The 25,377-nt window shown below is 62.1% G+C and carries 17 protein-coding genes and 1 pseudogene; 5 read left to right on the top strand and 13 right to left on the bottom strand.

Annotated features, from left to right (window positions below):
- Positions 1 to 222 precede the first annotated feature (222 nt).
- Together AB1792_10065 and AB1792_10070 are read left to right on the top strand one after the other, a co-directional pair.
- Positions 223 to 477 (top strand): hypothetical protein, encoded by a 255-nt coding sequence (locus AB1792_10065; GenBank protein ID MEW5702561.1) that lies wholly within the window; start codon positions 223 to 225, stop codon positions 475 to 477.
- A 58-nt stretch (positions 478 to 535) separates the two neighbouring features.
- On the top strand, positions 536 to 733 hold the full coding sequence (locus AB1792_10070; GenBank protein MEW5702562.1) for a hypothetical protein: 198 nt from the start codon (positions 536 to 538) through the stop codon (positions 731 to 733).
- A 311-nt stretch (positions 734 to 1,044) separates the two neighbouring features.
- On the opposite strand, the gene AB1792_10075 is transcribed toward AB1792_10070, so the two are convergent.
- The 6 genes and pseudogenes from AB1792_10075 to AB1792_10100 form a co-directional block, all read right to left on the bottom strand.
- Entirely contained in the window at positions 1,045 to 3,063 is a 2,019-nt protein-coding gene (locus AB1792_10075) for a sialidase family protein (protein MEW5702563.1), read from the bottom strand.
- A gap of 150 nt (positions 3,064 to 3,213) precedes the next feature.
- Positions 3,214 to 3,648: a preQ(1) synthase gene (gene queF, locus AB1792_10080; GenBank protein MEW5702564.1), complete on the bottom strand. Its 435-nt coding sequence runs from the start codon at positions 3,646 to 3,648 to the stop codon at positions 3,214 to 3,216.
- A gap of 261 nt (positions 3,649 to 3,909) precedes the next feature.
- Complete coding sequence (locus AB1792_10085) at positions 3,910 to 4,248, bottom strand: 6-carboxytetrahydropterin synthase (GenBank protein ID MEW5702565.1); 339 nt, start codon at positions 4,246 to 4,248, stop codon at positions 3,910 to 3,912.
- A 90-nt stretch (positions 4,249 to 4,338) separates the two neighbouring features.
- A pseudogene (locus tag AB1792_10090) lies at positions 4,339 to 4,635 on the bottom strand (6-carboxytetrahydropterin synthase).
- Positions 4,632 to 5,348 (bottom strand): 7-cyano-7-deazaguanine synthase QueC, encoded by a 717-nt coding sequence (gene queC / locus AB1792_10095; protein ID MEW5702566.1) that lies wholly within the window; start codon positions 5,346 to 5,348, stop codon positions 4,632 to 4,634. The pseudogene AB1792_10090 and the gene queC overlap by 4 nt, the downstream one beginning before the upstream one ends.
- Positions 5,345 to 6,040 carry a radical SAM protein gene (locus tag AB1792_10100; protein MEW5702567.1) on the bottom strand — a complete coding sequence of 232 codons (696 nt, stop codon included), beginning with the start codon at positions 6,038 to 6,040 and terminating at the stop codon, positions 5,345 to 5,347. Before AB1792_10100 ends, queC begins: the two co-directional genes overlap by 4 nt.
- Before the next feature lie 277 nt (positions 6,041 to 6,317).
- Between AB1792_10100 and AB1792_10105 the strand changes: the two genes are divergently transcribed.
- On the top strand, positions 6,318 to 7,205 hold the full coding sequence (locus tag AB1792_10105) for a response regulator (GenBank protein ID MEW5702568.1): 888 nt from the start codon (positions 6,318 to 6,320) through the stop codon (positions 7,203 to 7,205).
- Between the two features lie 297 nt (positions 7,206 to 7,502).
- Here the strand turns inward: AB1792_10105 and AB1792_10110 are convergent, their stop codons facing one another.
- From AB1792_10110 to AB1792_10140, 7 genes are all read right to left on the bottom strand, one after another.
- On the bottom strand, positions 7,503 to 10,226 hold the full coding sequence (locus tag AB1792_10110; GenBank protein MEW5702569.1) for a trypsin-like peptidase domain-containing protein: 2,724 nt from the start codon (positions 10,224 to 10,226) through the stop codon (positions 7,503 to 7,505).
- 354 nt (positions 10,227 to 10,580) lie between these two features.
- Positions 10,581 to 12,557, bottom strand: coding sequence for a cytochrome c3 family protein (locus tag AB1792_10115; GenBank protein ID MEW5702570.1), 1,977 nt, complete (start codon positions 12,555 to 12,557; stop codon positions 10,581 to 10,583).
- Between the two features lie 69 nt (positions 12,558 to 12,626).
- A complete protein-coding gene (locus tag AB1792_10120; protein ID MEW5702571.1) occupies positions 12,627 to 15,428 on the bottom strand; it encodes a cytochrome c3 family protein in 2,802 nt (933 codons plus the stop codon).
- Positions 15,422 to 17,485: a cytochrome b/b6 domain-containing protein gene (locus tag AB1792_10125; GenBank protein MEW5702572.1), complete on the bottom strand. Its 2,064-nt coding sequence runs from the start codon at positions 17,483 to 17,485 to the stop codon at positions 15,422 to 15,424. Before AB1792_10125 ends, AB1792_10120 begins: the two co-directional genes overlap by 7 nt.
- A gap of 813 nt (positions 17,486 to 18,298) precedes the next feature.
- Complete coding sequence (locus tag AB1792_10130) at positions 18,299 to 19,504, bottom strand: multiheme c-type cytochrome (protein ID MEW5702573.1); 1,206 nt, start codon at positions 19,502 to 19,504, stop codon at positions 18,299 to 18,301.
- Positions 19,505 to 19,829: 325 nt separating this feature from the next.
- Positions 19,830 to 20,936 carry a cytochrome c3 family protein gene (locus tag AB1792_10135; GenBank protein ID MEW5702574.1) on the bottom strand — a complete coding sequence of 369 codons (1,107 nt, stop codon included), beginning with the start codon at positions 20,934 to 20,936 and terminating at the stop codon, positions 19,830 to 19,832.
- A gap of 99 nt (positions 20,937 to 21,035) precedes the next feature.
- Positions 21,036 to 22,331: a TonB-dependent receptor gene (locus AB1792_10140; protein MEW5702575.1), complete on the bottom strand. Its 1,296-nt coding sequence runs from the start codon at positions 22,329 to 22,331 to the stop codon at positions 21,036 to 21,038.
- Positions 22,332 to 22,799: 468 nt separating this feature from the next.
- Here AB1792_10140 and AB1792_10145 point away from each other — a divergent pair, with 468 nt between their 5' ends.
- Complete coding sequence (locus AB1792_10145; protein ID MEW5702576.1) at positions 22,800 to 24,368, top strand: ATP-binding protein; 1,569 nt, start codon at positions 22,800 to 22,802, stop codon at positions 24,366 to 24,368.
- Between the two features lie 92 nt (positions 24,369 to 24,460).
- On the top strand, positions 24,461 to 25,360 hold the full coding sequence (locus tag AB1792_10150; GenBank protein MEW5702577.1) for a TIGR01777 family oxidoreductase: 900 nt from the start codon (positions 24,461 to 24,463) through the stop codon (positions 25,358 to 25,360).
- Positions 25,361 to 25,377: the final 17 nt, after the last annotated feature.

The following is a 25,377-nucleotide window of genomic DNA, read 5'->3' on the forward strand; positions in this document are numbered from 1 at the left end:
TCAGCGGCGTCCCATGATCCTCGTCCATACATCCGTCCTCCGTCCCCTAATCTGGCCCGGAGAACCGACGCAAACCATCAACTTTTAGATGCTAAATCTGTCCGACTGGAGCTGAAACAGGACATCAGAGTACGCGAGCTTCTTCCCCACGGGGGTCTTGTAGTATACGTGTCCCCGGGATGCCAAAGCTGCATTGGTGTGGCCGAGGTTCTATGGGAGGCGATGTCGCGCTCGGGCCCGTCCAGCCGGAAGGCGATTCTGCTGCTCGATTCGGGCAATAGCCGTCCGTTGGTCGAGGCCCTGGCATCCCGTGGAATCACTCTTCCCGTGTACTGTGATGTCGAGCAGAAGTTGGACAGGGTGCACGGAGTCGCGGTGATCCCTGTCTACTTCTGTGTCAATGAAGTCGGTGTAATAACCGAATTCGGTGTCCCCAAGATCTCGGCCAGTGAATTTCAGCGTCTGTTGACGCGGTGATAGCTCCGGGCCACTTCAGGACCGGAGAAAGGGCGTGAGTGTAATGCAGAAGAGACTCATGGGACTCATAGCGTTGGCGCCTTTTGTGTTCGCCTTTGCGTTCTCGATGTCGCTGACATCGTCCGAGGTGTCGGAAGCGGCAGGGCTCTGCACCTGTACCCACTGGTGTCCGCCCTTGGGCCGCAACGTAATCTGGCACAAGGTCGATGCGGACTGCATCTGGGTGTCCTATTGCGAAGAGTGCGACATCCCGTAGCCGCTTGGTGTGATCATTCCTAACTCAGCAACTGGCCAAAATCTGAGGGGATTCCGCGGGCCGGGTCCAGGGATGGGCCCGGCTCGGTTGTTCAGCCACCGTGTTCTGCCAAAGACAAACAGGGGGCTGAAAGCCCCCTGTCCGCAAGTGGAATGCGCCGTCCTGCGATCTCGGAGTGGTGAGCGAAGCCCACCCTTGTATCGGGTACGGCACGCCGTGCCCCTACGGATCCTGTCCTGTGGCTGTGCCCCACCCGAAGGGTGGGGGATGCTCTTCTCGGTGCGCCGTGCCCCTACGCTTCACTGTGCACGTCAGGGTGCGCAGGGGTCGCAGAACTCGGTTGCGGGATTCGCGCCGCGGAAGGCGACATTGACCTCTCGGACGACATCGGTGATGCTGGTGACCCCATCACAGTCGACGTCCGTCCGCGCACGCGGACAAATGGGATCGATCACCGGCGCCATGCCCCGGAATGCGACATCGACCGTCTTCACAACATCCTGAAGATCGGAACGCAGGCCGTCGCACTGCGGGTCGCCGGCACAGGGACACGAGCATGGCGGCGGAGGAATCTGGAACAGACCGGGCGCGGAGAAAGCCGTTGATTCGGCCGGGACACCGCCGGGAGCACGGTAGGCCTTGATGCGCCAATAGTACGTGCCGGATGCCAGGTCGGTGATCGCATCATTGAATTGGGTACCGGTGACGAATAGATCGCGTAGTGTGGTGCCGAAGCCGGAGCTGCTGGAAATCTGCAGCCGATACAAATCCTCCGATTCCTTCCACGCCGTCGCCCAGAGCAAACCGGGTGCATTCGGATCGATGAGTTCGCTGTTCAATGGGTAGATCAGGCGCGGGTCGGTGAGTGGCAGATACCAACGCGCCGACCAGACGTCCTGATCGCCATCACGCGTGTCGGTCCACACGGCAACAACCTTGTCGCCGACAGCGGAGACGGCAATGTACTCGGCGATCTTGCCGGCCATGGGTGTGAGCGGCGTCATTGGGCCGAGCGGTCGCGCCACGAGACCCGGGTTGCCGGAGCGTCCGGCCGACATCACTGCCTCCTGAGCCAGCGCTTGGGCCTTCGCCAGGAGATTGGGATTGATGGAGATCGACGACACGCGGTGATTCGAGGACCAAGTAGCGCCGCCATCGAAGGAATATGCGGCGAAGACATCGAACAGATAGTGACTCGGGTCGGTGCGCTGATCATACCAGATCGACACGAGAATGCCCTCATCATTGCAGACCATCCAGTTGTGGAACTGATCGACATCAGGACCGACCGGATCGTCATTGACGCGGATCGGCGCCGACCAGGTGTGGCCGGTGTCGAGAGAACGCTGGAACATGATGTCGGAGTCGAAGAAGGGGGAGTTGGGATCCACGTCGCGGTATTGCAGGTACAGATTGCCGGCGTGCGGTCCGGCGGTGATGTCGGCGTCGGTGGTCGGCTGGCTGTAGACGTCGACGTTGCCATCAACGTAGCTCCACCCATCGACAGGGCGCAGCATGCGATCGCCTTCCCAAGTCACACCGCCGTCGGTCGACTTGTTGTAGCGAATGGCATTGTACCAATCGCAGCCGCCGCCGGAGGAGTCGACATGGTACCCCTGCCAGAAGACGTAGACGGCGCCGTCTTTGCCGGCGAGGGGTTGCGAAAACTGGCCGGCGCTGACGATGCCGGTGCAGGTCGTATTCAACGGCGGGCCGACCATGATGGTGTCGTCGAAGAACAACGCGTCGAAGGTCGAGCGGGCGAACATGATGCGATTGGGCTTAAGGTCGGTGAAGCGGGTCCAGGAGATGTAGAGATTCCCATCGTATGGTCCGCCCGTGCGATCACAGGTGACGAATTGCTTGTCTTCGAAGTAGGGGCCCAGGTCCGACTCGACCACGTACGGGCCGGTCCACGTCGCACCCTTGTCGGTCGAGCGCAGAAAAGCGATGTAACTGAGGCCGTCGTTGCCGCTGGCATCATAGTCGAGATGGCTGATGAAGAAATGACCGGAGGAATTGACGGTCATGATCGGGTCGGACTGCCGATTGAAGATCTGGTAACTTGTGCGGATCAGACTGTCGGTCCAAGTGGCGCCGCCGTCGGTGGAGCGTCCCAGACCGATCTGGCGATAGCCGAGTCGGAAGTCGCGGTGATTGGTGATGACGACATTGGTGTCGATGGGGCAGATCCATGCCTGCTCCTCATTTTGCAGACCGGATTGGTGGCCGGAGACCGGGACATTTGGGGGAATGGGAACGGCATGGGTGGACGATGCGACCAAGAGGAGGGCGGTCGCCAGCGCGAAGAGCCGGGCAAAGCGGATCATGGTCATCTCCCGTTCGGAGTGAATGTGATAGGCAGGTACTGACAGCTTCGGGGTGGCCGCAGAACTTGGGACATGGCCGCCCACAGCCGGAATATACCGCAAACGTCCGCTTTGTCAATCAGGGTTGCCGGCCCCGTATTCGGATCAACGTCACCGCCTTGCGGTACTGGGGCGGCGGGGCAACTCGGCGACAACATCGATCGCGATGCCGCCTCGGACATTGAAGTGCCCGGTCACGCGCAGCCAGCGGGGCTTCAGGAATGCGAAAAGCGCATCGAGCAGTTCATTCACCAGGTCCTCGTGGAAGATGCCGATCTCACGATAGGTCCACAGGTAGAGCTTGAGCGACTTGCTCTCCAGGATCTTGTGGTCGGGGATATACGATATCTCCAGATCGGCGGAATCCGGTTGACCGGTGACGGGGCAAAGACAGGTGAACTCGGTGCAATGGAACGTGACGACGGTGTCGCGGTGCCGATGGCGGTTTGGAAACGCCTCCAGTTGTCGGGTCGGCTTCGCGGGCCCCTGTCCCAGGAGCTTCAGGCCTGAGCGGAGTGCATTTGGGCGTGGGGTCTTCTTAGTCATTTGCGTCCCCTCTGAGCGTCCAACAGAATGAACAGGTTGAAGAGCTCCCTCACCCGATCCGCCTGCGACGCCGTGCCTGCCGGCAGGCAGGGATCGACCTCTCCCCCTCGACCCGGCTCGGGGCAAGCCGGAGGGAGAGGTTAGACCCCTCTCCCCTCTGGGGAGAGGGCAGGGTGAGGGGTGGTCACCAATGCACTGCACATGACGAACTCAGAACGCAGCATGGACTTCCCATTTTGCCAGAGGGCCTGAGAGTTTCTGCTATGAACCGGCTTCCGAGCCGGCGTACAAGCAGGCCGATGTGCATGTCTCGCGAATCATCAACTGCTCACAGAGCGCGCGGCGTGTCGCGAGTTCTTGCCACAGCCAACGGGCGAGGTTTTCCGACGTGGGATTCTCCAAGCCCGGAACATCGTTCAACAGGCGGTGGTCGAGCTGCGCATGGACGTCTGCCAGGGGTGCCAACAGCGGCTGCGCATTCGGTGCGTCGATGACGCAGCGGAAGCTGTGGCCATGCAGCCGGCGACACTTGTGATCGGGGGGCAAACGGGGAAGAAAGTGCGCGGCGGCGAAGCCGAAGTGCACCTGCTCCCGCGAGATCCCGGCGGCGCCTGCGGGGACGATCAGGGGATCGAACACCGTGTCGCCGACGATGTCGACACTGCAGCCAGTGAATCCCGACACAGCACGGGTCAGCCGCTCGCTCAGATACCGACCGACATCGTCCCGGGATGTATCGTGCAGCTCAGGGACATCATTGAGGCATCGGTGGTCGAGTTCACCCACGATCGGTGCGCAGGCAGATCTGATATCCGCGAAGTCCACGAGCCAGCCGAGCCGGGGATCGACCGATCCCGTAACGGAAACAGAAACGGCATAGGAATGTCCGTGCAACCTCGCCGCCGGGGAGTCCGGCGGCGCCGACAGGTTGCGGTGGGCCGCTTCAAAACGAAATTCGCAGCGTAGTGTAATCATCATTCGGCTCATCCCGGAATGTCGTAGGGAATGGGATCGACAACGCCGAGCTCGGCAAACGCCGCCCGCCGTAATACGCAGGCATCGCAGACCCCGCAGGCCAGCACCGACTGCGAGTCCCCCGCGTCCACCGGTTGGTAGCAACTGCTGGTCAGTCCGAATGGCACGCCGAGATCGAGACCGCGCCGGACGATCGCGCTCTTGGTGCGGTGCAGAAGCGGCGTGTGGACATGCCACGATAGGGTGCGCTGCGCCCCCGACCGTGTGGCCCGGTTGGCGAGTGCTTCAAAAGCCGCAAAATACTCCGGGCGACAGTCGGGATAACCGGAGTAGTCCAGCGCATGTGCACCGATGAATATGTCTCCGGTCTCCAGGGTCTCCGCCCATCCCATGGCCAAAGCGAGGAAGATCGTGTTGCGAGCGGGCACGTATGTGACCGGGATATCATCGCCGATCTCGGTGCGAGTGCGGCGGCTGGGCACAGGGAGGTCGGCAGTGAGCGCCGAGCCGCCCCACAAGGTCAAATCCACCGGCAGGATGATGTGCCGTGCCACCCCGAGGGCGGCGGCGATCCGTTGGGCTGCCGTGATTTCCACGCGGTGCCGTTGCCCATAATCGATGGTCAGCGCGTTGGTAATGTACCCCTCGCTTCGGCAAATGGCCAGTGCCACGGCCGAGTCCAGTCCGCCGCTCAGCAGGACGACGGCGTTTCGTGCGTTACTCATACGCCACGCGTACCGGAATCCCAGATGTACTTGTGCCATTGAAGCTGGAAGCGGACATCGAGCCGGTCTGCGAGAATCCAACCGGCAACCTCATCCGGGGCCAGGCGCCCGTAGGCGGTCGAGATCAACACCGGGCAGATGCGCGTCAGGTCGTGGCGGCCGATGACATCGCGTGACCATTCGTAGTCGGTCCGGTTGGCGACCACGAACTTGACTTCATCGTGTGACGTCAGCCACTGGAGGTTGCGCCAGTCCATCTTCTCCGACTCACCGGAGCCGGGGCATTTGATGTCCATGATGCGAATCGTGCCGGGTGGCAGCACATTGATCGGCAGGGCCCCGGACGTTTCCACGAGCACGGTCTTGCCTTTCGACAGCAACAGTTCTGCCAGGATTGCGCACCCCGGTTGCAGGAGCGGCTCGCCGCCGGTGATCTCGACCAACGGCAGCCGATAGGTATCGATCCGGCGCATGACGTCGTCGATGGTCATTCTCCGTCCGTCGTAGAAGGCATATTCCGTATCGCACCACGTGCAGCGCAGGTTGCAGCCGGTGAGGCGGACAAAGACACAAGGGCGGCCGGCATGTGATGACTCGCCCTGGATGCTGGCGTAGATTTCGTTGACGGTGAGAATGGTTGATCCGGCTTCCACATAACGCAGGATAGCAATAATCCCCCCGGCATACAACATGGTGGCGGAATCGAAGCCGCTCCTGACTTTGTTGTGGTGTAACGAGTTACATCCGTTCACAAGTCGGCTTCCGGCGCGCGGAATCACACTGTGCAGAGGATTGCAGATTTTCATGACAGGTTCTGTCAATGTCGTGGTATTCCGGCGATCACGGCCTGGTGGACGGCGACAAGACAGACAGGATGCCAGGGATCGCTCTGGGTCTGCGACGGACGGCGTTCTGAGCCTTGGACGAACTTCGTGCCGTCCGTCGCCGCGACAAGGGGGAGGAGAGGGCATGAGCATCTTGTTGATTGACGACGGCGGCCGTCTACTGGAGAGTCGGGAATCTGTCCTGGGTGAACACGGTCATTTGTGCGTGAGGGCAACAACCGTGCCGGAGGCGATGGATCGCCTGCAACGCGATTCGACGATTAAATTGGTGGTTCTGGATCTCATGATGCCGCAGCGGGAGGGATTCGCACTCCTCGAGTATCTGGCCGCCAACCAGCGCTTCAGCCACATTCCCGTCATCATCTGTTCCGGACGGCGGGACGGGACGGCGGTGGCGAGATCCCTTCAACTGGGCGCGCGCGATTACATTCTCACGCCCATCCGCAGCGGCACTCTGTTACGGAAGATCGACCACGCCTTGGAGCGCGTTTGGCAGACGGGATTGTCGGTCGATGAGAATGCCCAGCAGCGCGGGGTTCTGGGGCGAATCCTCGAATGGGAGGGATACAAGACACTCCATGCGAGTACCGGTCCGGAGGCGATGCGCCAATTACCAGACCGTACCGTCGACTTGGTCATCTCGGCCATCACCATGAAGCCCATGAGCGGGTGGGATGTATTGCTGGAGGCCAAAGAACGGCGGCCGCAACTGCCGGTCTTGCTGATCACCGATCCTGGGAATCCGAGCGACATCGATCCGTTGGCCGGCGGGGCGGATGGGGTCATCAGCCTGCCATTCGAGAGCAAGTCCATCCGACGCGAGCTCAAGGAAGTTCTGGCGATGACTCAGAGGCAGTGTCCGAATGCCGGCCGCTCCGGTTCCGTAGCCAAGTGTAGGGAGTTGCCACGCATGGCCACGGCTGCGGCCTCGCACCGTGTGCGGTCCTGCGGATACGATTCGCTGACGTCCGGATGCCGGGCGAGTCCGCGACCTCACTCTCAGAGCGTCTAACACAATGAGAACTTCAAGGAGCGACGCCGCTTCGGCATGTGGAGTGCATTGGTAGCTACCCCTCACCCCTTCGACTTCGCTCAGGGCAAGCCTGCCCTCTCCCCAGAGGAGAGAGGGGAAGTCTGATTTCTCCCTCCGGGAGAGGTCGATCCGCCTATGGCGGATCGGGTCAGGGCATCTTTCCTTTATTCTGTAATTGAGGATTGCCAAATGAATGGAACAAGATCCCGTCAGGAGCACGGGGCTCCTGACCTACGGATGCCGTTCCATTGGCAATGCAAGGATCAGTAGAGGCCCTTATGGGCAACCGGTGGGATAGGGATTGCAGGCGCAGGGATGGCAGAAGTCCTTGGGCATGCTGCGAAAGGCGACGTCGACCATCATCACCATGTCGATCACGCTGGTCACACCGTCGCAATTGACATCGGTACGCCCGGCGAGGGCATGCGGACAGTCCGGATCGATGATCGGGACGCCGCCGCGGAAGGCAATCTCGGCGGTCAGGGCAACGTCGAAGACGTTGATGATGCTGTCCGGTTTCGGGTCGCCATGGAAGAGGCAGCCGACCTGATCAGGGTTGGCAAAGTACGGGCAGTTGTCGCACAGATCGCCGACGCCGTCGCTGTCGGCATCGGCCTGGTTTGGATTCGCCACGAGCGGGCAGTTGTCGCACAGATCGCCGACGCCGTCGCTGTCGGCATCGGCTTGATTCGGATTCGCCACGAACGGGCAGTTGTCACTGCTGTCACAGACGCCGTCGCTGTCGACATCGGAGCAGGGGCAGGGTCCGTACTGGGACAGATCGGATTCCGAGAGGTCCGCGGGTAGGCCGCTGCCTGCGGAGAGACCGGCCAGACCATCGGTCGCCGCAATCGCCAGATAGGTCAGGGCGATGCGTCCGTCGAAATACAGTTCGATCTGGAAGTTGTTGGAAGTGCCGCTGCCGTACTCGGGAACGTCGGCGAATGTGACGGCGAGGCGGTCAGTCGTCTGCCGGTAGCAAACACGCCCCGTTTGATTGGGCGCCAGATCGTCGAACAGCGCGGAGACTCGCGGCTGCGCGAAATGATCGGCGAGTGTCTCGGAGTAGTCACCGTCGCCGCTACTGAATGTGATGTAGCCGTTGGAGCCGACGTAAAGACTGGAGTAGTAGACACCGTACAACTTGACATTCTCTCCATCCGCGAGGCCGACCGCCAGGAAGTCGTCATCCCCGAGAGCCAGGGTCGTGCTCCCCGTAGTGTCGGTGGGGAAAGCGGCCGCCGATTCGGTGCACGCGGAGTAGAAGTCGTCACTACCGTCCGGACGGAAGGAAATCGTCTTGAAGTCGAGGTCATTCTCTCCGCTGGCGAACAACTCGGTGAAGTGGTCCGGCTCGTCGGAGGTGTTGAAGCTGAAACAGGCGCCCAGGTTGTCGTCCGTCGCGGTATTTCCGGCGCGATCGGTGGCGCTGACGGTGAAGTAGTAGGTGGTTAGCGGCGCCAAGCCGCCGATCGACACTTGATGGGCCGTCGGATATCCGGGTCTGTTCGCTGATTGCGGGAGCGGGTCGCACGACGTGCCGTAACGGATGGAGGGCGCCGCCGGCTCATCGGTATCGAAACTGATTGTGGCCGACGTGCCGCCGATGACGGGTACATCGACGTTGCTGATCACGGGGGGCAGGCAGTCGATCCGCGCCGTGTCGATGGCGACATTCCCGCTGCCGGTGCCGTCATCGGCATCGTCATAGCGGGCGAAGATCGTGTCGCCGGGGACGACTTCGAGCGTGTCATTGCCGGGAACGGCGGACCCGCTCAGGACCACGAGGGTACCGGAAAAGAACCCTGACACTGTGGGGGCTTCCATCAACCAGATGGTCGCGGTGTCGCCGGACAGTGTGAGCGCGGTGGCCTCACAGGAATCGGTGCCGGCCAGGTCGAGATCGGCCACTTCCAGTCGCGCCGAATCGGAGCACCGGTAGTACAGACGGTCCCATGCGATCTTGCCTTGGGAGCTGATCAACGGCGGTACGAAACCGGCGAAGGTGGTTGTTTTGCTGACTTCCTCGAAGGGCAGGCCGGGACCGGGGTTGCCGGAGTTGGGAACGACATTGGAACGGGTGCATCCGTCGGATGTTGTCCAATCCGGGGCACCGCGCACGAGGATTCCCTCCACGGTCCCGTTGTCTGAGTTCACAACGGGGGAGCCGGAGTTGCCGCCGTACGTGTCGAGGTTGGCCTGGAACCAAGGAATCGTTCCATTGGCGTTCTGGACATTCGCACCATTCGCGGCCTTCGTCGGCAGGACGATGCCATGGCCGACCACGACCAACGGATCGCCGTCGGTCACTGAGCCGGCGCGCCGTATCGGCAGCGGAGAACGCCCTACGACCGGGCGGTCGAGCTGCAGAATGCAGTGATCGAGGTCGCCGGATTGGATCCGGTCTACGATGCCGTCGCAGAAGTAGACGTTGTCGGCGGAGACCACCGTCAGAGGCGGCGTTGTCGAATCGATCTGATCGAAGCCGAACACGAAGGCGGTGATGGAACAGTCGGAGGCATTGACACAGTGTCCCGCCGTGGCCAAGAGGTCCGGGCCGACGAGAAATCCAGTGCAGAAGCCGATCTGGAGTTGGCCGACGAACCGCTCTCCCGCGCACAAGGGGAACCCGTTCTGACTGGTCCACGGAACGGTCGACAGGGTATAGGTGCCGTTGCCGTTGTCGGTGATCTCGGTTATCTCGACGACGGCGCAGGTGGCCTGGGCGACAGCGAGCACGGTGGGGTCGGAGACGGCGTAGATATCCGCGCGATTGTCGGAGCCATAGATGACTTCAAGCCCCTCGCCGCTCGGGGGTGGTGGGAGTGGTCCACGCAGAGTGCGGTAGATCGTGTCGACTTGGGCACGGCGTTCAGCCAACTCCTGCGGAATGGCGAATTCGGGATCGACCGACAACGAGTCTTTGGGCAGATCGGCGGAAGAGATCGACGGGCCGGATGGCCACGGGATTAGGGTGCTCACCGCGAAGAGTACGAGCATCAAGAAAGCTGCGAGCAGAGAGGATATGGATGTCTCGCGACTTTTCACCAGTAAGTCCTTTGCACGTAGTGGCTTGGCGGTCACGAACCTCTGGGGTCGGTCTGCCGTATCCGACACAATATACGTTTCAGAGCCTCTTCCGACAGCAATTAACTCTGCGTGACTCCAAGGGTAGCCCGCCAAGTGCCGCGGTCGGAATGCGCTCCCCGCATTGCCGCCGACATAGACCTATTATCGGCAGGATTCGCACTGCCGTTCGCTCGGTGAAGGGGGTTCCCATGCCCATCACCGGAGCCGATCCAGCCTGAGGCCACGGCGACGGAGTGGACTCTGACAACTCAATGCCAGCGGGGTTCATCCGCGGGTGTTTATGATTCGCTCCAATGTCGCCTTGTCGGTCTCGAGGATGCGTATCTGCTCGGTGTGATTGTGCGAGCCGCGTGAACCATCGGCCTCGATAGTGCGCAGATGAAGTCGTATCGGTTCCAAGACCCGGTCGCGCTCGGGGGTAACGGGGAGGGAATCGGCCTTGGCCAGGAGCGCGGACACGGCTTGGTGCGCGGTGGCGAACTCACTGAGCCACTGCCGATGGAGGGCGGGGTAGCTCTCATCGTGGCAATCGGCGCAGCGCTGCGATGCCGGCTTGGCGATCGTGTTGTCCGGCTGCCTGTGGCATTCGCCGCATGAGATCCCCGCGGCAATCATCGGGTCGGCGTTCTCCAACGGCAGACTGTCTGATTTCCCGGTGAGGATCGTCGCCTGGATCGTGTGACAGTATGTGCAATCGCGCTCGGTCTGCGCATGGTGACACCCAAGGCAGTCGCTCCGTTGCACGGTCAATTCTCCGTGACGACGCGCATTGGAATGACAACGGGAGCACGTCAGCCTGGCATTGATGAGATGCCGCTTGTGGGAATAGACCAGCCCGAAGATCGGCGCGTCGATTTCCTCGATGCCGCTGTGGCAATTGACGCAGGCCGATGGGACCAGCCGATCCTTCGCGGGCAGGGCGGGCAACCGATAGACCGCGCCGACCTGTGCGAAGAAGTCCCCGAGACGCTGGTATGCGGCATCGAGGAGCGCATTCGCATAGACGATATTGTGGATCGGTCGGCCCAGGCGGACCATGTCGTAGTTGTATTGGGCCTGGCGGAGGAGCGAATCGGCACCGGTCGGGGCGGACGCCTGAAGCGGTGCGGCCTTCTCCAGTGCCCGTCGGATCGTTTCCATGCGTTGCTCGGCGGACTTCTTCCAGTCTGCCAGCAAACGGTCGTATCCGGCGCCGTGGCAGGGCTCACAGCTCTTGCCGGAGGCGATGAACGTGCCGCCGGTCAACGAGTCGTTCCCGTTGGCTGTGTGGAAGATGTGGCATCCCTGGCAGGTGAGTCCCTTCTCAAACATGGGATTGGGTTGATCGGCGACCCCGACGCCGCCATGTCCGCTGAACAGGTCTTTTTGTGCCGTGTGCAGATCTGTATGGCAGGCCTGACAATCGGGCATCGCTTGTTCCCGAGCCACGGACTTGTGTTGCATGGACAGGTGGCAGAGGTCGCATTCGATCTTGTTCTCGGTAATGTGCATGCGATGGACCAGGTCGGTGTTGCCGAATTGGTCCAGCCGCTCGCGATCCCAGTGGCAGGCGTAGCAGCGCTCGCGGGGCACAGCACCGTCGCCGACCACCATGGCGCCGTGGCAACGGACACAATCCAACTTGCGTTCGATCACGCTCGTGTGGTCATACTTCGGCGGCTCGCTCCCTTCCACCGGCACCGGCGGGTTGTGGCAGATCGTGCAGTGGGCGACGTTGCGCCCCTGCTCATCGGTCTTGAAGTGGCACAGGATGCAGGTGTTCTCGGTCACCGTCATGTGCTCGCCCTGGACGATCTGCGCGTGGCACGAGACGCAGCGCAGTTTCTTGCCGCGACGCATCTGTTCCAGGTGCGGCTTGTGATCGAAATTGACGCCGTCGAACGTGACCCTTCCATGCAAGAGCCGCGTCTCATGGCATCCGGAACGCAGACAGGAGGCATCGGCAATCTCCGCCCAGGGCTTGGAGCGGCGATACGCGTTGGTCCAGTATTTGACCAGTTGGTTGAGGTCGCGGAATTTTCCCGTCACGACACTGGTATATCCGGGCTCGTAGTGACAATCGCGGCAGGGGACCATGTGATGCGAGGATGAGGCCCAAGCGTCATAGAACGGTTGCATGTAGTGGCAGGTCGTGCAGAAGTCGGAGCGGTTCGTGTACAGCACGGCGCCGCCGAACAGGACGACCGCCGCCAGGACGGCGATTACGCCCCCCAGCACGATTCTCTTGATCCAACGCTTCATCGTGGTCGATGGCTTTCCCGGCGGCGGCTATGCCACCGCGCTCTCTGTGATGTCTCCGTCCGTCATGATTTATCGATAACCGAACACTTCCGCCCAAATGATCAGCGCGATGAGAATCAGTCCGATGGACAGCGCGACCCAGCCGAAGATCTTCATGCCGCGGACTACCACTGCCGGCAGCGGCTCGGTCAGGTGACGGCGAATCTGTCGCGTCTTGACAAGTTCCTCAAATTCCCGCGGGCGGTCGTGCTGGAACTCTTCCAACGGCACGCGCCCGGTGAAGATCACGGTGTCCATGGGGAACTTGTCGGGACGGAAATGCGTGTTGAAGAAATGGACCGTGAAGATGAAGCCGACCGCCAACAGCGCCTCATCGGAATGGATGATGGTCGCCACGTTGATGAACCACCCCGGAAGGAAGCGGGTGAAGAACTCCGGGAACCACAGCAGCAATCCGGTGGAGCCGATCACGATGACACCCCAGAAGACCGCGAAATAGTCGAACTTCTCCCAATACGTCCACCGGCCGTAGGCGGGACGGGGGCCGCGTCCCAAGAACCAGCGGATGCTGGCCTTGAGGTCCAGCCAATCGTTACGGTGGGGGAGCATCGAGTTCTTATCACGCAGGAACCGCCACCACGATTGCCGGCTGCGCCGCTTCCGGCCGATCAGATCCACGAGGTGGGCGCCGAAGTAGAAGAAGGTTATCACGGCGCAGACCCGGTGGATGAACCCGGCCTGCTCGAAGCCGCCCAGGAGCCGCGAGACCGTCTGTGCCCATCCCAAGTAGGAGAACTTGAGCGTCATGCCGGTCAGCGCCAGTCCGAGGAAACTGATGATGACCAGGATATGCAATTGACGTTGCCGGCGGGTGAAGCGCTTGAACTCCAACGCGTGTGACTGCTGCCGCACCGCGCGCATCTGCTTGCGCATCTGGTACGAGCGGGGCAGCCACATGATCGTGTGGACGCCGGCGACGGCCAGCGTGCCGATCAACAGTGTGCTCATGAACCAGAACGTATAGTACAAGACGGGATACTTATGCCGATCATGGTGCGTGGCATGCGTGAGATAGCCGGCGAACTGACGGTGTGAGCCGGCGTGGCAGCGGCCGCAGGTCTTGACGATGTTGGCGCGTGACAGGTGCGAGCGTGGTTCGGTCGGCGGCAGAATGTCGTGAGCCCCATGGCAGTCGTAGCACTTGGCCGCCACCGTGTAGCCGAGCTTCGAGACCTTGCCGTGGAAGGTGTCGAAATACGTCCGCGTGACATCCTCGTGGCATTTCCCGCACTGATTGATGATCGCCAGCTTGAATCCCTCTTCGCCGGTGCGCCGGATCGTGTGCGATGTATGGCAGTCATTGCACACCGGCAGAGGTTTGTCGGATTGCGACACAGTTGTTGAGTGAATGCTCTGAGAGAACTGCTCGTAGATGCCGTTGTGACAGCGGGCGCAGGTCTTGGGGATGTTGGCCCGGTTGATGCTGGATTCCGGGCTGTCGTGCGGCAGGACATGGTGGGCGGTGTGGCAGTCGGTGCACATCGCCGTGACCACGAGCCCGCTTTCGAGGAGTCCCTTGCCGTGGATACTCTCGATGTAGTTGTTGACGATATCGTGCTCGTCGCCCGTGTAGCGTAGGGCCGCCTTCTCGCCTTCGCGGTGGCAGCGGGCGCACAAGTTCGGGACGTGCGTCGGGTAGCTGGACGACTGGGGATCGCGACGGTCGCGCGTCCCGTGGAGCCCGTGACAGTCGTGGCATCCGGGTGCATTGGGATCGCCGCGGTCGGCCAGCATCCCATGGGTGCTGGTCGCATACGTCGCCACCACCTGGGCATGGCACACAGAGCAATCGACCCGGCTGGTGATGGTGCGGCAGGGACGTTCGTGGAGCGAGGGCGTGGCGCCGGTGTGGCACTGGGCGCAGGTCACCCCGGAACGCCTGTGGATACCGTTGTGGACTTCCACCGAATCGACGTAGAGAGAGACGACCTGTCCGTCTCTGGTGGTCTGGATGTCCGGTTGGGCATGGCAACGCATGCACTCACGGTCCGAGACCCCCTCCTCATAGAACAGCTTGCGCGCACGGTGGGGTTGGTGACAGTCGACGCAGACCGGAATCTTGTGCGGTTCTTTCTCCCAGAGTTGGCCGCGGATCCACTTCTGGTGGACATCCTCGATCCGTCGGTGGCAGCGGGCGCAGGTGCGGGGCACATTGTCCCGAAAGATGCTCGAACGCGGATCGGTGTGCGGCAGCACATTGTGGGCGGTGTGGCAGTCGGTGCAGACCGCCGTGACAGTCAGTCCCTTCTGATACAGCCCCCCCCCGTGCATGCTCTCGGAATAGTGGTCGAGGATCGAATCCTGCGGAATGTCGTAAGTCCGGGTGACGGGTGTGCCCTCCTTGTGGCAACGGCCGCACATGAACGGGATATTGAACTTGGTGACTTGAGAGGAATCATCGCCTGTCGGCCGGATATCGTGGGCGCCGTGACAGTCCCAACAGCGTGGCGCCAAGGGCGCCCCTGCGGCGACGAGTTGTCCATGAAGACTGCCGCGATAGAGGGCGGCAATCTCCTCGTGGCAGGTGCCGCAGTCGACCGGTTTCACGGATGTCTTGTGAGGGAACTCGCTGCCTTCAAGGTCGGCGTGGCAATTAGTACACTCGAGTCCCTGGTGGGCCGAGACGGCCAGATGGGAGAGGTCGACGTGGAGTGTGACAGTCTTCCCGCCGCGCTCGGTGGTCAGCGTTGGGTCCGCGTGACAAACCATGCAGTCGTCGACCGACTGCGACTGGAGCTGGGTGGGCAACAGCAGGACAACGAGTACGACAATCCAGGGGATGGTCCGCGTCCGCATCACGACGATCAACACTCCGTATCCGCACGGCGCTCCCGCCGCGGCGTCGACTCCGCGGGTTGTTCATGGCGCACGTCACTCTCCGGCGAGACCACGCCGTCGGGGTATTCAACCCGTCCTCCGTGCTGCAGAGACGGATCATCGGGATGCTCGTGACGCAGCATGTCCTCCGGCATCCGGCCGGTGTACCACGACGGGTTCATCGGGTAGACGGCGGGATTGAAGATCGTCGAGTACATGTGCCAGATGGCGATCGCCAGCGTGGCCAGCCACGCTTCATAGTAGTGGATTACCAACATGACGTCCAAGAATCCCTTGGGAAACCACCGGACGGCGACCGATTCCTGCCACATGAAGAACCCGGATATGACCATGACCACTGTGCCCCACACCAAGGCCCAATACTCGGCCTTTTCGACGTAGCTGAAGCGACCGCAGCGGGGCCGGTCGACGCGACGCCCCAAGTTGTAAGCCATCATCTGAACGAATTGCACGAAGTCCCGTTTATGCGGCATCATGTCGACGATGAACTGTCGACCGCGCCGGGTCAAGAGGTACGCCACATGCCAGATCGCACTGAGGATGAACAGGATGGCCGCCACCCGATGCACCACCCCTCGCACCGGGAATCCGCCTTCCCGACCGAACAGGATCCGCACCCACCACGCCTCGGAGAAGCGCAGCGCAAAGCCGGTGACGACCAGCACGATGAAGGTTACCATGAGGAACGTGTGCTGCCAGACCTCATTCGTGGTCATGCGGCGGATCTGCTTCCTGAGATTGACCAGGTGTATCTGCTTGCGCAAGTCGATCAACCAGTGCAGCACCATCGCGCCGATGATGACGATGATCGCAATGATGTAGATGTTCTGCACGATGGCGGCGGCCGGAGTTCGCGTGACTCCCGGCGTGCCGTGGATCGGGGCCTTGGCGGCGGCCGCGGAGATTCCCGGGTGGCAGTTTCCGCAGGTCTCCTGCAGGTTGGCCGGGTAGATGGAAGAGGTCGAGTCGGTATGCGGCAGGATCCGATGGCCGCCGTGGCAAGAGGCGCAATTGGCGACCGTGACATCGCCGGTTCGGCTCTTCAGACCGTGATAGCTGTCGACCCAGGTCTTCAGTCGTCCGGTGGGGATACCGTATTTCTCGTTCAAGCGCGCCGATTCGTGGCAGGGTGAGCAAGTGGCTTCCGCGACACGGGTCGCACTGACCGGCGAGCGGGGATCCCGTGGCGAGAGGATCCCGTGTTCGCCGTGGCAATCGGTGCAGACCGGGGAGTCGGGTTGGCCACGAGCGGTCAACTGCCCGTGGGTTCCTTCCCAGTAATCCTGCTCGATGTTGGAGTGGCACCGGCCGCAGGTCTGGGGAATATTGAAGTGATTCGTCGATGATTCGGTGTTGCCGGGTGATAGGATGACATGGGCCGATCCCTTGGCGGAGTGGCAGTCCTTGCAGGTGGCTGCCATGTGGATACCACCCAGGGAGGCCCGGCCATGGATGCTCGATCGGAAGACCCCCACAGGACGCTCGAGCGGCATCTCGTACTTGTGTATGAGGTCGAGATTCTCATGACAGAGACCGCAGGTTTGGGGAAGCAGAAGCGGGTTGACCCGTGAGTGGCGATCACTCGACGGGAGTATGTCGTGTGTGCCGTGGCAGTCGGCACAGCGCGGTACGTCCGGGTTCTCCCCGATCTTCAGACGGCCATGCCATTGGTAGATCGATCCTTCCTCCTGGTGGCAGGAGCCGCAGTTGACCTTTGCGAGTTTTTCCGCGTGGGGGAAATCGGTCACGCCGCCCAAGTCGGCGTGGCACGCCGTGCATTCCAGTTCCCCGTGAATCGAGCCGCTGAGTGTGTTTTCGGTGACGGTCAACGAGTCGGCCCGCGTCCCGAAGTCGGTGAAGTTCGATCGATCCCCGTGACATGCCGTGCAGGCGCTGTTGTCGGCCGCCGCTGCCGCTGTTCCGAGCCAGGCAATAAGGAAGGCAGCTACCACCGCCAAGACGACGTTGGGGAGAGGACGACGGCACCCCTGTGTCGTCCGCTTTGACCTGAGTTGGTCACGCCGCATCATGTGCTCCTGAGATCCACTCGCCCTCTGCAGACCCATGTCCGGAATCCGGACAGTTTGCAGAATATACGCTCCCATCCGGCACAAATGGGAAAATGTTCACAATTTTCGTCGTGAAATTGACGGACGCTGAATGCCTCCTTCCCGAGGCGAGGCACCAAGCGTGCAAGCTGCTGGGACAAAGCTCCATATGGCCGCGCCTGCTCTATGATAGAGGAGTCTTGGCCGGGCTACAACAGGATCCGGCCGTGCGATGGCGGTGCCATGAATGAGCGATCCCGCCCCCCGGTGGAACCGGACTCCGCGTGGCAGGCGGCGCAGACGCTGTTTTCGGCGACAGCCGTCCCAGTGGCCAGCACTCAAGCGAGGAAAAGGAGGCCACCCGGACGAACCGGCGCCGATGACCTTTGGCTGCGGCGGCGTTGACGGGGTTGTGGCCGCCATGGCGGGGAGGAACCGTGGGGCATCATCGACTCCTGCGCGTCAGTGTCCAGTCCATCGGAACCGTCCGGCGGAAATCCCGGTGCCCCGGAAAATATACGACATTCTCACTCCTGAAAGCGAAGCAGTTCACAAGTCGGGCGGAGAAACTGACAGGCGGAGCGATCCGGTTCAGTGCCTATGGAGGAGTGTTCTCGTCCGGCATGCGCGGCCACACATGATTGGGCGCGAGCACGCAGAGCAGAATTCGAGAGAATCTTGTACCCCGTGATCACCATGATCGGCACCGATCCCGGACGAAAACACGACAAAGAGCGGGCCCCGTCCACAGACGAAGCCCGCTGGTTTGCCCGACCGAATGTCCGGACAGCTTGGCTATTGGTTGGCCAGTGCCGCGGAGGCGGTATGGATTCCCCTGGCTCTGGTGGACAACTCAGCCAGGGTCTTTTGGCTGGCGGAGCCACCCACGCCGCTGGCGTCTTTGTGGCAGCCATAACATGCGAAGTCCAGCGTCATGAAGCCGCGCGCGTATACTTTACCGTCGGTCTGGGAGACATAGAACATCGAGTCCTTGGGATAGGGATCAGTGGTGATCTTGAAGATATGTGTGCGAATGTCGCCTTTGTAGATATTGACCGAGCGGCCGGACTTTCCGGCCCGGGCCAAGTGGCAGTCCTCGCAGTCGACATCGACAACATGGCTGTTTTTTGACGCTTCGGCGGCATGGCAGGTCGCGCACTCCACCTTGATGCCGGCGGGCTTGCTCGGCTGGTACTTGGCAGCGTAGACGCCTGTGTGTTGATCATGGCAATAGGTACAGAGGAGGGCTCTGTGTCCGGCGGAGATCATCTCGTCGTACTGCTCATGGTGCTGGATGAACTGATTGGGTGAGCTGCCTGAGGCAAGGATACCGTGGTTGGTGTCGCGGAAATGGCATTCGCCGCACAGGTCGGAGGTACGGGTGATGTTGATGTTGGACTTCTTCGGGTCGGCCTCATGCTGTGAGCCCATGCCGTGGCAGCGCTCGCACGTGATCCCGGTTTCAAACCAGGTCCCCTCGATCCCTGCGAGACTGTCTTGGTGCAGCCCGCCGTTTTCGGCCAGGGTTTGCCAGCCGGTGACATGGCACTCGCCGCAGGTGTAGGCCTTGCGGGGCAGCTCCTTTTCGTAGGCCGCCATGGCTCCGTTCGGCAGACCGAGGTCGGCGCGGGGGAGGTTGTACTGCACCGCGTCGCCGGTCATGATGTACCCGTCCTTGTCGAGGTATCGTGCCTTCCACCCGTAACCGCCGATAACATAGGTGACATCGCTCCATGTCTTCCCTGCGGGAAGCTGCAGGCCCTGACCGTGCGGGTAGACCGGCTGCTGACCGTTGGTGACCTTGTTGAGTTTGTAGCGGTGCCCGGAGGAAGCCCATTTGGCGTACTCCTCCTCGTGACAGCTCTGGCACTTGGCGGCGCCGATGTACTTTAGCTCGACCGGGCCGCCGTTCGTGCCCTTGTCATCATCGGCGCAACCGACCGCGCCCGCCAGCAATAGAGCGGCCAGTGCGGTTCGCCCGATCTTTCCTGATCGTGCCATCCCATCCTCCCTTCGTTCAGCCCTTCGACGATGTATCGTATCCCGCACGTCCCCAAGAACACGTACACAACACTGTGCACAAGGAATGGATAAATGTCAACAGTTTTCGTGATCCTTGTCACACAGTTCATATCGGTCTGAATCGGTCCGGGATTGAGCGGACAGAGCGACAACGCTTGGGCAAGCGTTCTGTCCACGGACTCATTTGGTCGGGCTTCCGCGGCGCATGGCGCGCAATATAACCAAAACAGCCGGATTTGCGGCCTTGGGGACCTGCGGCCCGAGTCGGGATCATCACTCACCAAAGCGGATAAGCAGAGCGGGCTCAATCGTCTTCGCCGCCGTGGCACTTGCCGCAGAATCCCTGGCCCGCTATGCGGGGGCCCGGATCGTGACAGACGAAGCAAACGGCGTTGTCGTCGTCATGCCACGGGCCATGGACATCGCGCATGAACCCCTCGGTGTGCGGCGAGACAATGGACCTGTGGCAGCGCAGACAGGTGGGCTCCGCGACGTCGCGATCGTGGCACCGGGCGCAGACTTCAATGTCGTTGCGGGCCAATTCCGCGTGTCCGGAGAACGTGAAGGCGGAGACGTCGTGCCAGACGGGGCGGTAGCGTTCCAGGTCGTTCTCCGGCTTGTGGCACGTCACGCAGAAGGCCCGCGTCTCGTGGCACACGGAGCAGTCCGACTTCTTGGACTTGACGTCGACTGGATGTATGTACCGGTAGTTCAGTTCGTGCACACGTTGGAGGATCAGGATGTCCTTCCCCTCCTGTGCGGTGGCCAAAGGTCCAATGTGGTCTACCGGTGCGGAGGCGTCGCCTTTGACCGCCAGCCCGAGCGCGGGTCCGGCATGGCATTCCTGGCAGTAGGTCTGACGGTGACAGGTCTCGCAGGTGCGGGCTTCCTGACGGGCCACCTCCATGTGATCGAGCATCCAATCGGCCACATGGTCGGCGGGACGACGCGTCTCGACACGCGTATGGCAGATGGAGCAATCGTCGGAGATCCCCTTCTGTCGGTGGCAGTCGACGCAGACACTCATGGCCGGAAGGGCCGCCGATGGAGCTTTGCCGGCTCGTTCAACGTCGGCGTGGCAGACGTTGCAGAGGAGTTTCAGGGAGTCGACATGCTTCTGGTGGTCGAAGATCACCTCCCGCTCGGGGAGAATATCGGGCGTATAGTTCTTGCCGGGGAAATCGGCTTCCTCGTGGCACGTGATGCACACGTCCGGTTGGGGCAGCAGGTTGACGGCTGCCGTGATCGCGGTCGTCGCACCGGCATGGCATGCATCGCACGTCACGCCGACCTTTTCCAGGTGTGTGCGATGGGAGAAACTGAAGTCCAATTTCTTGCGCGCTGATACCGTTGCGACGGACAGTATGGCAGCCCCCGAGACGATAGCGCTGATCAGTATGGACCGCTTCATGGGAAGATCCCCTTTTCGGACACGCGTTTCATTCCCTTGAATCACCCGGGCCACGCGGCCAAGAACGGTCCGCCACGGCCCGCGGACAACGCCCGCCCCCTATGGAAGACGAGTCTGTTCCATCCCATCGAGACGTCGGAAGAACCACCAACTGATGCGCGCCAGCAGGCGGACATCTGATTTGTCACCGGCAAAGAGTCGTTCCGTGTTCAGATCCTGAGTCACCAACTGCGCCTCCAGCTCGAGCGTGGATTGCGGCACCCAATCCCAACGTGCCCCGGCCCACCATGCGGTGGCGGTGTTGGCGTCGGCTTGATCCTCGATCAGTTCGTAGGAGTCGAAGCGGCTGCCACCGTGCAGGGTCCAACGGTGGCTGATCGGGTACTGTGCTTCACCGCTGACGCCGAATGTACTGCCCGTGCGCCCGCTCTGGGCATGCAGCGTCAGGTTGAAGTAGCGGTGTGTGGCGCCGAGGTCATAGCGGAGAACGTGCCCGGCGACGAGATCGACGTAGGCGCCGCCGGCGGTGACCGACCAGACGTCGTTCAGGCGGATATTCGTGCGGAGTCGCCAGTCATAGTAGCGCGCATCGCCGAAGACCCAGAAGATCGAGTTGTACGGCAGATCGGGACGCCGGTAGCGGAACTGGCCATTGAGGGCGACGTTCGGCGACGCCTGCCAGCGCGCTGAGAGATGCAGTCGACTCATCCGCTGCGTCGGCATTTCATAGGTGAACTGGCCATAGAGCGAACCGAAACGCGCCACCGGTCGGCGCCAATCGAGCCCCAGGGTCCGGTAGGCCAGATTGTCCACCGCGAAGGTACCGTACAAGCGGGCGCGGTCGTGCTGTGCGAAGAAGACAGACATGCTGCCGACCGCACGCGCGCGATACCCGAGCTGAACACCCAGGGCCTGCCCCTCCGCCGCGGTCTGCACCCTCAGGCGCCCGTCGTCCGGGACCGAGACTCCCGCATATCCGGACAGCGCAAAGCCGTGTCCCGGATGGACCGAAAGCGAGGCGCCATCGATCGAGACCGGGGACACCGGCCAAGAAACGAAATGCCGTCCGACTGTCAGGTCGACGACTTGCGCGAGGTCACGCCAACGGCATTGCAGGCTGTAGACGTGATAGTCATCGAGATTATCGCCAGCGTTGCGAAGATCGTAGCGGCCACGCAGGGACGTGGAGACCTCGATGTCCCGCCCTCCGATCCGGGCCAGTCGCAAACTGGCTGTGCCGACATTCTGCACATGGCGGGTGTCGGTGGAGTCGACCTCGCTCCTTTCCCAGACGTAACTTGACACACCCAGCCGCCCGGAGAAGACCGTGGCCTGCCCCGCTGTGACCGTCGTCAGCACCAGGGCGATGGTTGCGAGTATGCGAAGACGGTTCATTCGATTCCCCCATCGCAAATCATGATCGATCACGTCCTTCTTGGGTATCGGCCGTGCGAACGCACTTCGGCAGCAGAGTACGAGACAGTGGTCACATGAAGCAAGGAGTGATTTTCTGCGATGGCACCTGAATTACGACTGTTTTGGTCCAGGCAACCGCGATGGGCGCAGACGATGGGGGCATTGGTTCCGGCGAGTTCCCACAATCGGTTTCAGAATCGCAAGGGCTAAGCCGCAGCCCCGTGGCGCCGGGTGTCCACACCCGGCGCTGCGGTCGGGTGTGGGCACCCGACCGCACACCTCATGGGTTGTGAAACCGATTCTGGAGTCCTGGGGGACCTAATCCGAGGTGCGCGGGGTGTGGGCGCCCAATTGGGGTGCCACTGGACGATCTCAACCGAACTTGCCCGAATGTCGATAGTAAAAGAGCACGCCTCAATAGGGGAGGGGCGTGAAGGGTACCGCATTATGACGCAGTTGCCGGAGCTGGCAGTGGAGCAGGTCGCCGATGTGTCGACGTTGGCCCTTTCTGATGACCTTTTGGCTCTGGTGCACTCGCAACTGGAACCCTGCCGGGCGGCTTCCGGGACCGTGTTGTTTGCCGAGGGGGACCCGGCGGAACGCGTTTACATCGTCCGCCGGGGCGACGTACGCTTGGTGACGACCCGGGCGGGGGACGGCCGGGATTCGACCCGCCGCGGTCGAGGCGAGTTCATCGGCGAGTCGGCTCTGATCGATGGCTCGCCGCACGGCGCCACGGCGGTGTGTGACACCGATTGCGAGTTCTTCGTCCTCTCTCGAGAGAGTCTCTGCCGCATCTTCACGGCTCATGCCGGCATCGCACAGCGAATCCTCCAGGTACTGATGGCCCGCGCGCGCCAGTCCGATCGGGAACGTCTGCAGGAAGCGGAGAGCCGAATCCGGGAGCTGGAGACGACCAACGCCCAGCTTTCGACCCTGGCGGGGCGGCGGGAACGTGTCGTGGCCGCCGTTCCCCACCCGATCATCGTGACGGATGCTGCCAACCGCATTCTGGCGGCCAATCCGGCCGCCGAACGCTTGTTCGGCCACACCACGCGATCGGATCTGTGGGCTTGGGTGGTCCCGGTCGACGCGGCCGCCCGCGCTGACACCGAGGCGAAGCTCAAGTCCGGAGCCTCTTGGCGAGGGGAGATTGAGCTCGTCACGCCCGATGGGCGCCAGTTGCCCTGCCGAATCACGGCGGTGTCGATCTCGGATCACGGCAGCACCGACATGCGGGTCTGGATGATCGAAGATCAGAGCGGTCAGCGCGTGGCCGAGTATCAAGTCCGTGAGCAGCAGTATCTGTCCGCGAAGAGCGAAATGGGCGGGGAAATCGCCCATGAGGTCAACAACCACCTGGCCGTTTTGTCCGGGAATGCCGAGCTGCTGCCCATGTATTTGGGCGAGTCCACTTCGCCGAAGGTCGAACGGACAGTGGAGAACATCCGCCGCACCGTCACCCAGATGAGCATCTTCACGGAGGGGTTGTTGCGGTCGCGGCATCCGGTCGGGGAACGAACCGAGGTCGAACTGACCCCGTTCCTCGACCACGAGATCGTCTTCCTCCATCCCCAAAAGCTCTTCAAGCGGATTGCGATCACAACGGACTGGGGTGATGATGTCCCGGCGCTGATCTGCGACCCCTCGGCCCTGCAGCATGTGCTCTACATATTGCTGCGGAACGCGGCGGAGACCCTGACCGCCGCCGGTGGGCCAGACCACACAGTGGCCTTGTCCACGCGATTCGATCCCGCGCAGGAAACGGTGACGTGGACCATCGCGGATGATGGTCCGGGAATTCCGGAGGAGCTTGTGCCCCGGTTATTCCGCGAGCGTGTTACGACCAAAGAGGGCGACCGCGGATATGGGCTGCTGATTGCCGACCGCCTGATTCGCGCCCAGGGCGGGACGATCACAGCCACACCACGCGAGGGAGGCGGAACGCAGGTCGTGATCACGCTACCGTGCGCCGCCGTTGGAGCACCCTCCGAAGCCGCCGCGACATACGCATAGGATCCCGCACGTTCGTCCGTTCTTCCGTTCCTTCGTGTAACTCGCGCAAAGAAGTCGTGCGCGGAACGGCCGCACAGAGTACCATCGCCCACATGAAGATCGCCATGACCGGCTCCGGCGGGTTGATCGGTTCTGCGCTTGCGCCGGCCTTGGCCGCGGCCGGGCATGAGGTCGTCCGACTGCGCCGGGTCGACGGAGTACCAGATCCCGGCGAGGCCGCATGGAACCCGGCGACCGGGGCTTTTGATCCGACGGCAGTCTCGACCACGGACGTGGTCATTCATCTGGCGGGGGAGAATCTCGCATCCGGCCGTTGGACAAAGGAGCGCAGGAAGAGGATTCTCGCCAGTCGTGCCAATGCCACGGCGCGCCTGTGCACGACGCTGGCCCAGGCACAGCCGCGACCGCGTGTGCTGTTGTCGGCGTCAGCGATTGGCTACTACGGCGACCGCGGCGATACGATCCTCGATGAGACCCACAGTCGAGGTTCCGGCTTCCTGGCGGATGTCTGTCGTGCCTGGGAAGAGGCCACGGGTCCCGCCACGGCAGCGGGGATTCGTGTGGTGAATCTCCGTTTCGGGATGGTGCTCTCGGCGCACGGCGGGGCGCTGGTGCGCATGCTGACGCCGTTCCGCTTGGGGCTGGGCGGTCCGATGGGGAACGGCCAACAGTGGGTGAGTTGGATCGCCATTGACGATCTCGTGCGCGTTGTCGCCCACGTCATCGGCGATGAAAGAACGTCGGGACCGGTGAACGTTGTCTCGCCGGAACCACTGACCAATCGTGAGTTTGCCCGGGCGTTGGGGCGCGTGCTCCATCGACCGGCGTTTCTTCCGATTCCGGCCGCGGCATTGCGACTGATGTTCGGCCAGATGGCCGACGAGCTTCTGCTGTCATCGACCCGTGTTGTGCCAGCGCGTCTCCTGGAGAGCGGCTTCGACTTCCGGTACCGGGATCTATCGTCGGCGCTGTGGCTTGTACTGCGCAAGTGACGCGTACCTCTCAGCGT

This window comes from Candidatus Zixiibacteriota bacterium (assembly GCA_040752595.1).
Classification (GTDB): domain Bacteria; phylum Zixibacteria; class MSB-5A5; order WJJR01; family WJJR01; genus JACQFV01.

Coding starts and splice junctions, on each gene's coding strand:
- AB1792_10135 (MEW5702574.1), bottom strand. CDS start 20,936: ATGAAGCGGTCCATACTGATCAGCGCTATCGTCTCGGGGGCTGCCATA.
- AB1792_10065 (MEW5702561.1), top strand. CDS start 223: ATGTCGCGCTCGGGCCCGTCCAGCCGGAAGGCGATTCTGCTGCTCGAT.
- AB1792_10140 (MEW5702575.1), bottom strand. CDS start 22,331: ATGAACCGTCTTCGCATACTCGCAACCATCGCCCTGGTGCTGACGACG.
- AB1792_10115 (MEW5702570.1), bottom strand. CDS start 12,557: ATGAAGCGTTGGATCAAGAGAATCGTGCTGGGGGGCGTAATCGCCGTC.
- queF (MEW5702564.1), bottom strand. CDS start 3,648: ATGACTAAGAAGACCCCACGCCCAAATGCACTCCGCTCAGGCCTGAAG.
- AB1792_10145 (MEW5702576.1), top strand. CDS start 22,800: ATGACGCAGTTGCCGGAGCTGGCAGTGGAGCAGGTCGCCGATGTGTCG.
- queC (MEW5702566.1), bottom strand. CDS start 5,348: ATGAGTAACGCACGAAACGCCGTCGTCCTGCTGAGCGGCGGACTGGAC.
- AB1792_10100 (MEW5702567.1), bottom strand. CDS start 6,040: ATGTTGTATGCCGGGGGGATTATTGCTATCCTGCGTTATGTGGAAGCC.
- AB1792_10110 (MEW5702569.1), bottom strand. CDS start 10,226: ATGCTCGTACTCTTCGCGGTGAGCACCCTAATCCCGTGGCCATCCGGC.
- AB1792_10070 (MEW5702562.1), top strand. CDS start 536: ATGGGACTCATAGCGTTGGCGCCTTTTGTGTTCGCCTTTGCGTTCTCG.
- AB1792_10075 (MEW5702563.1), bottom strand. CDS start 3,063: ATGATCCGCTTTGCCCGGCTCTTCGCGCTGGCGACCGCCCTCCTCTTG.
- AB1792_10105 (MEW5702568.1), top strand. CDS start 6,318: ATGAGCATCTTGTTGATTGACGACGGCGGCCGTCTACTGGAGAGTCGG.
- AB1792_10130 (MEW5702573.1), bottom strand. CDS start 19,504: ATGGCACGATCAGGAAAGATCGGGCGAACCGCACTGGCCGCTCTATTG.
- AB1792_10125 (MEW5702572.1), bottom strand. CDS start 17,485: ATGATGCGGCGTGACCAACTCAGGTCAAAGCGGACGACACAGGGGTGC.
- AB1792_10150 (MEW5702577.1), top strand. CDS start 24,461: ATGAAGATCGCCATGACCGGCTCCGGCGGGTTGATCGGTTCTGCGCTT.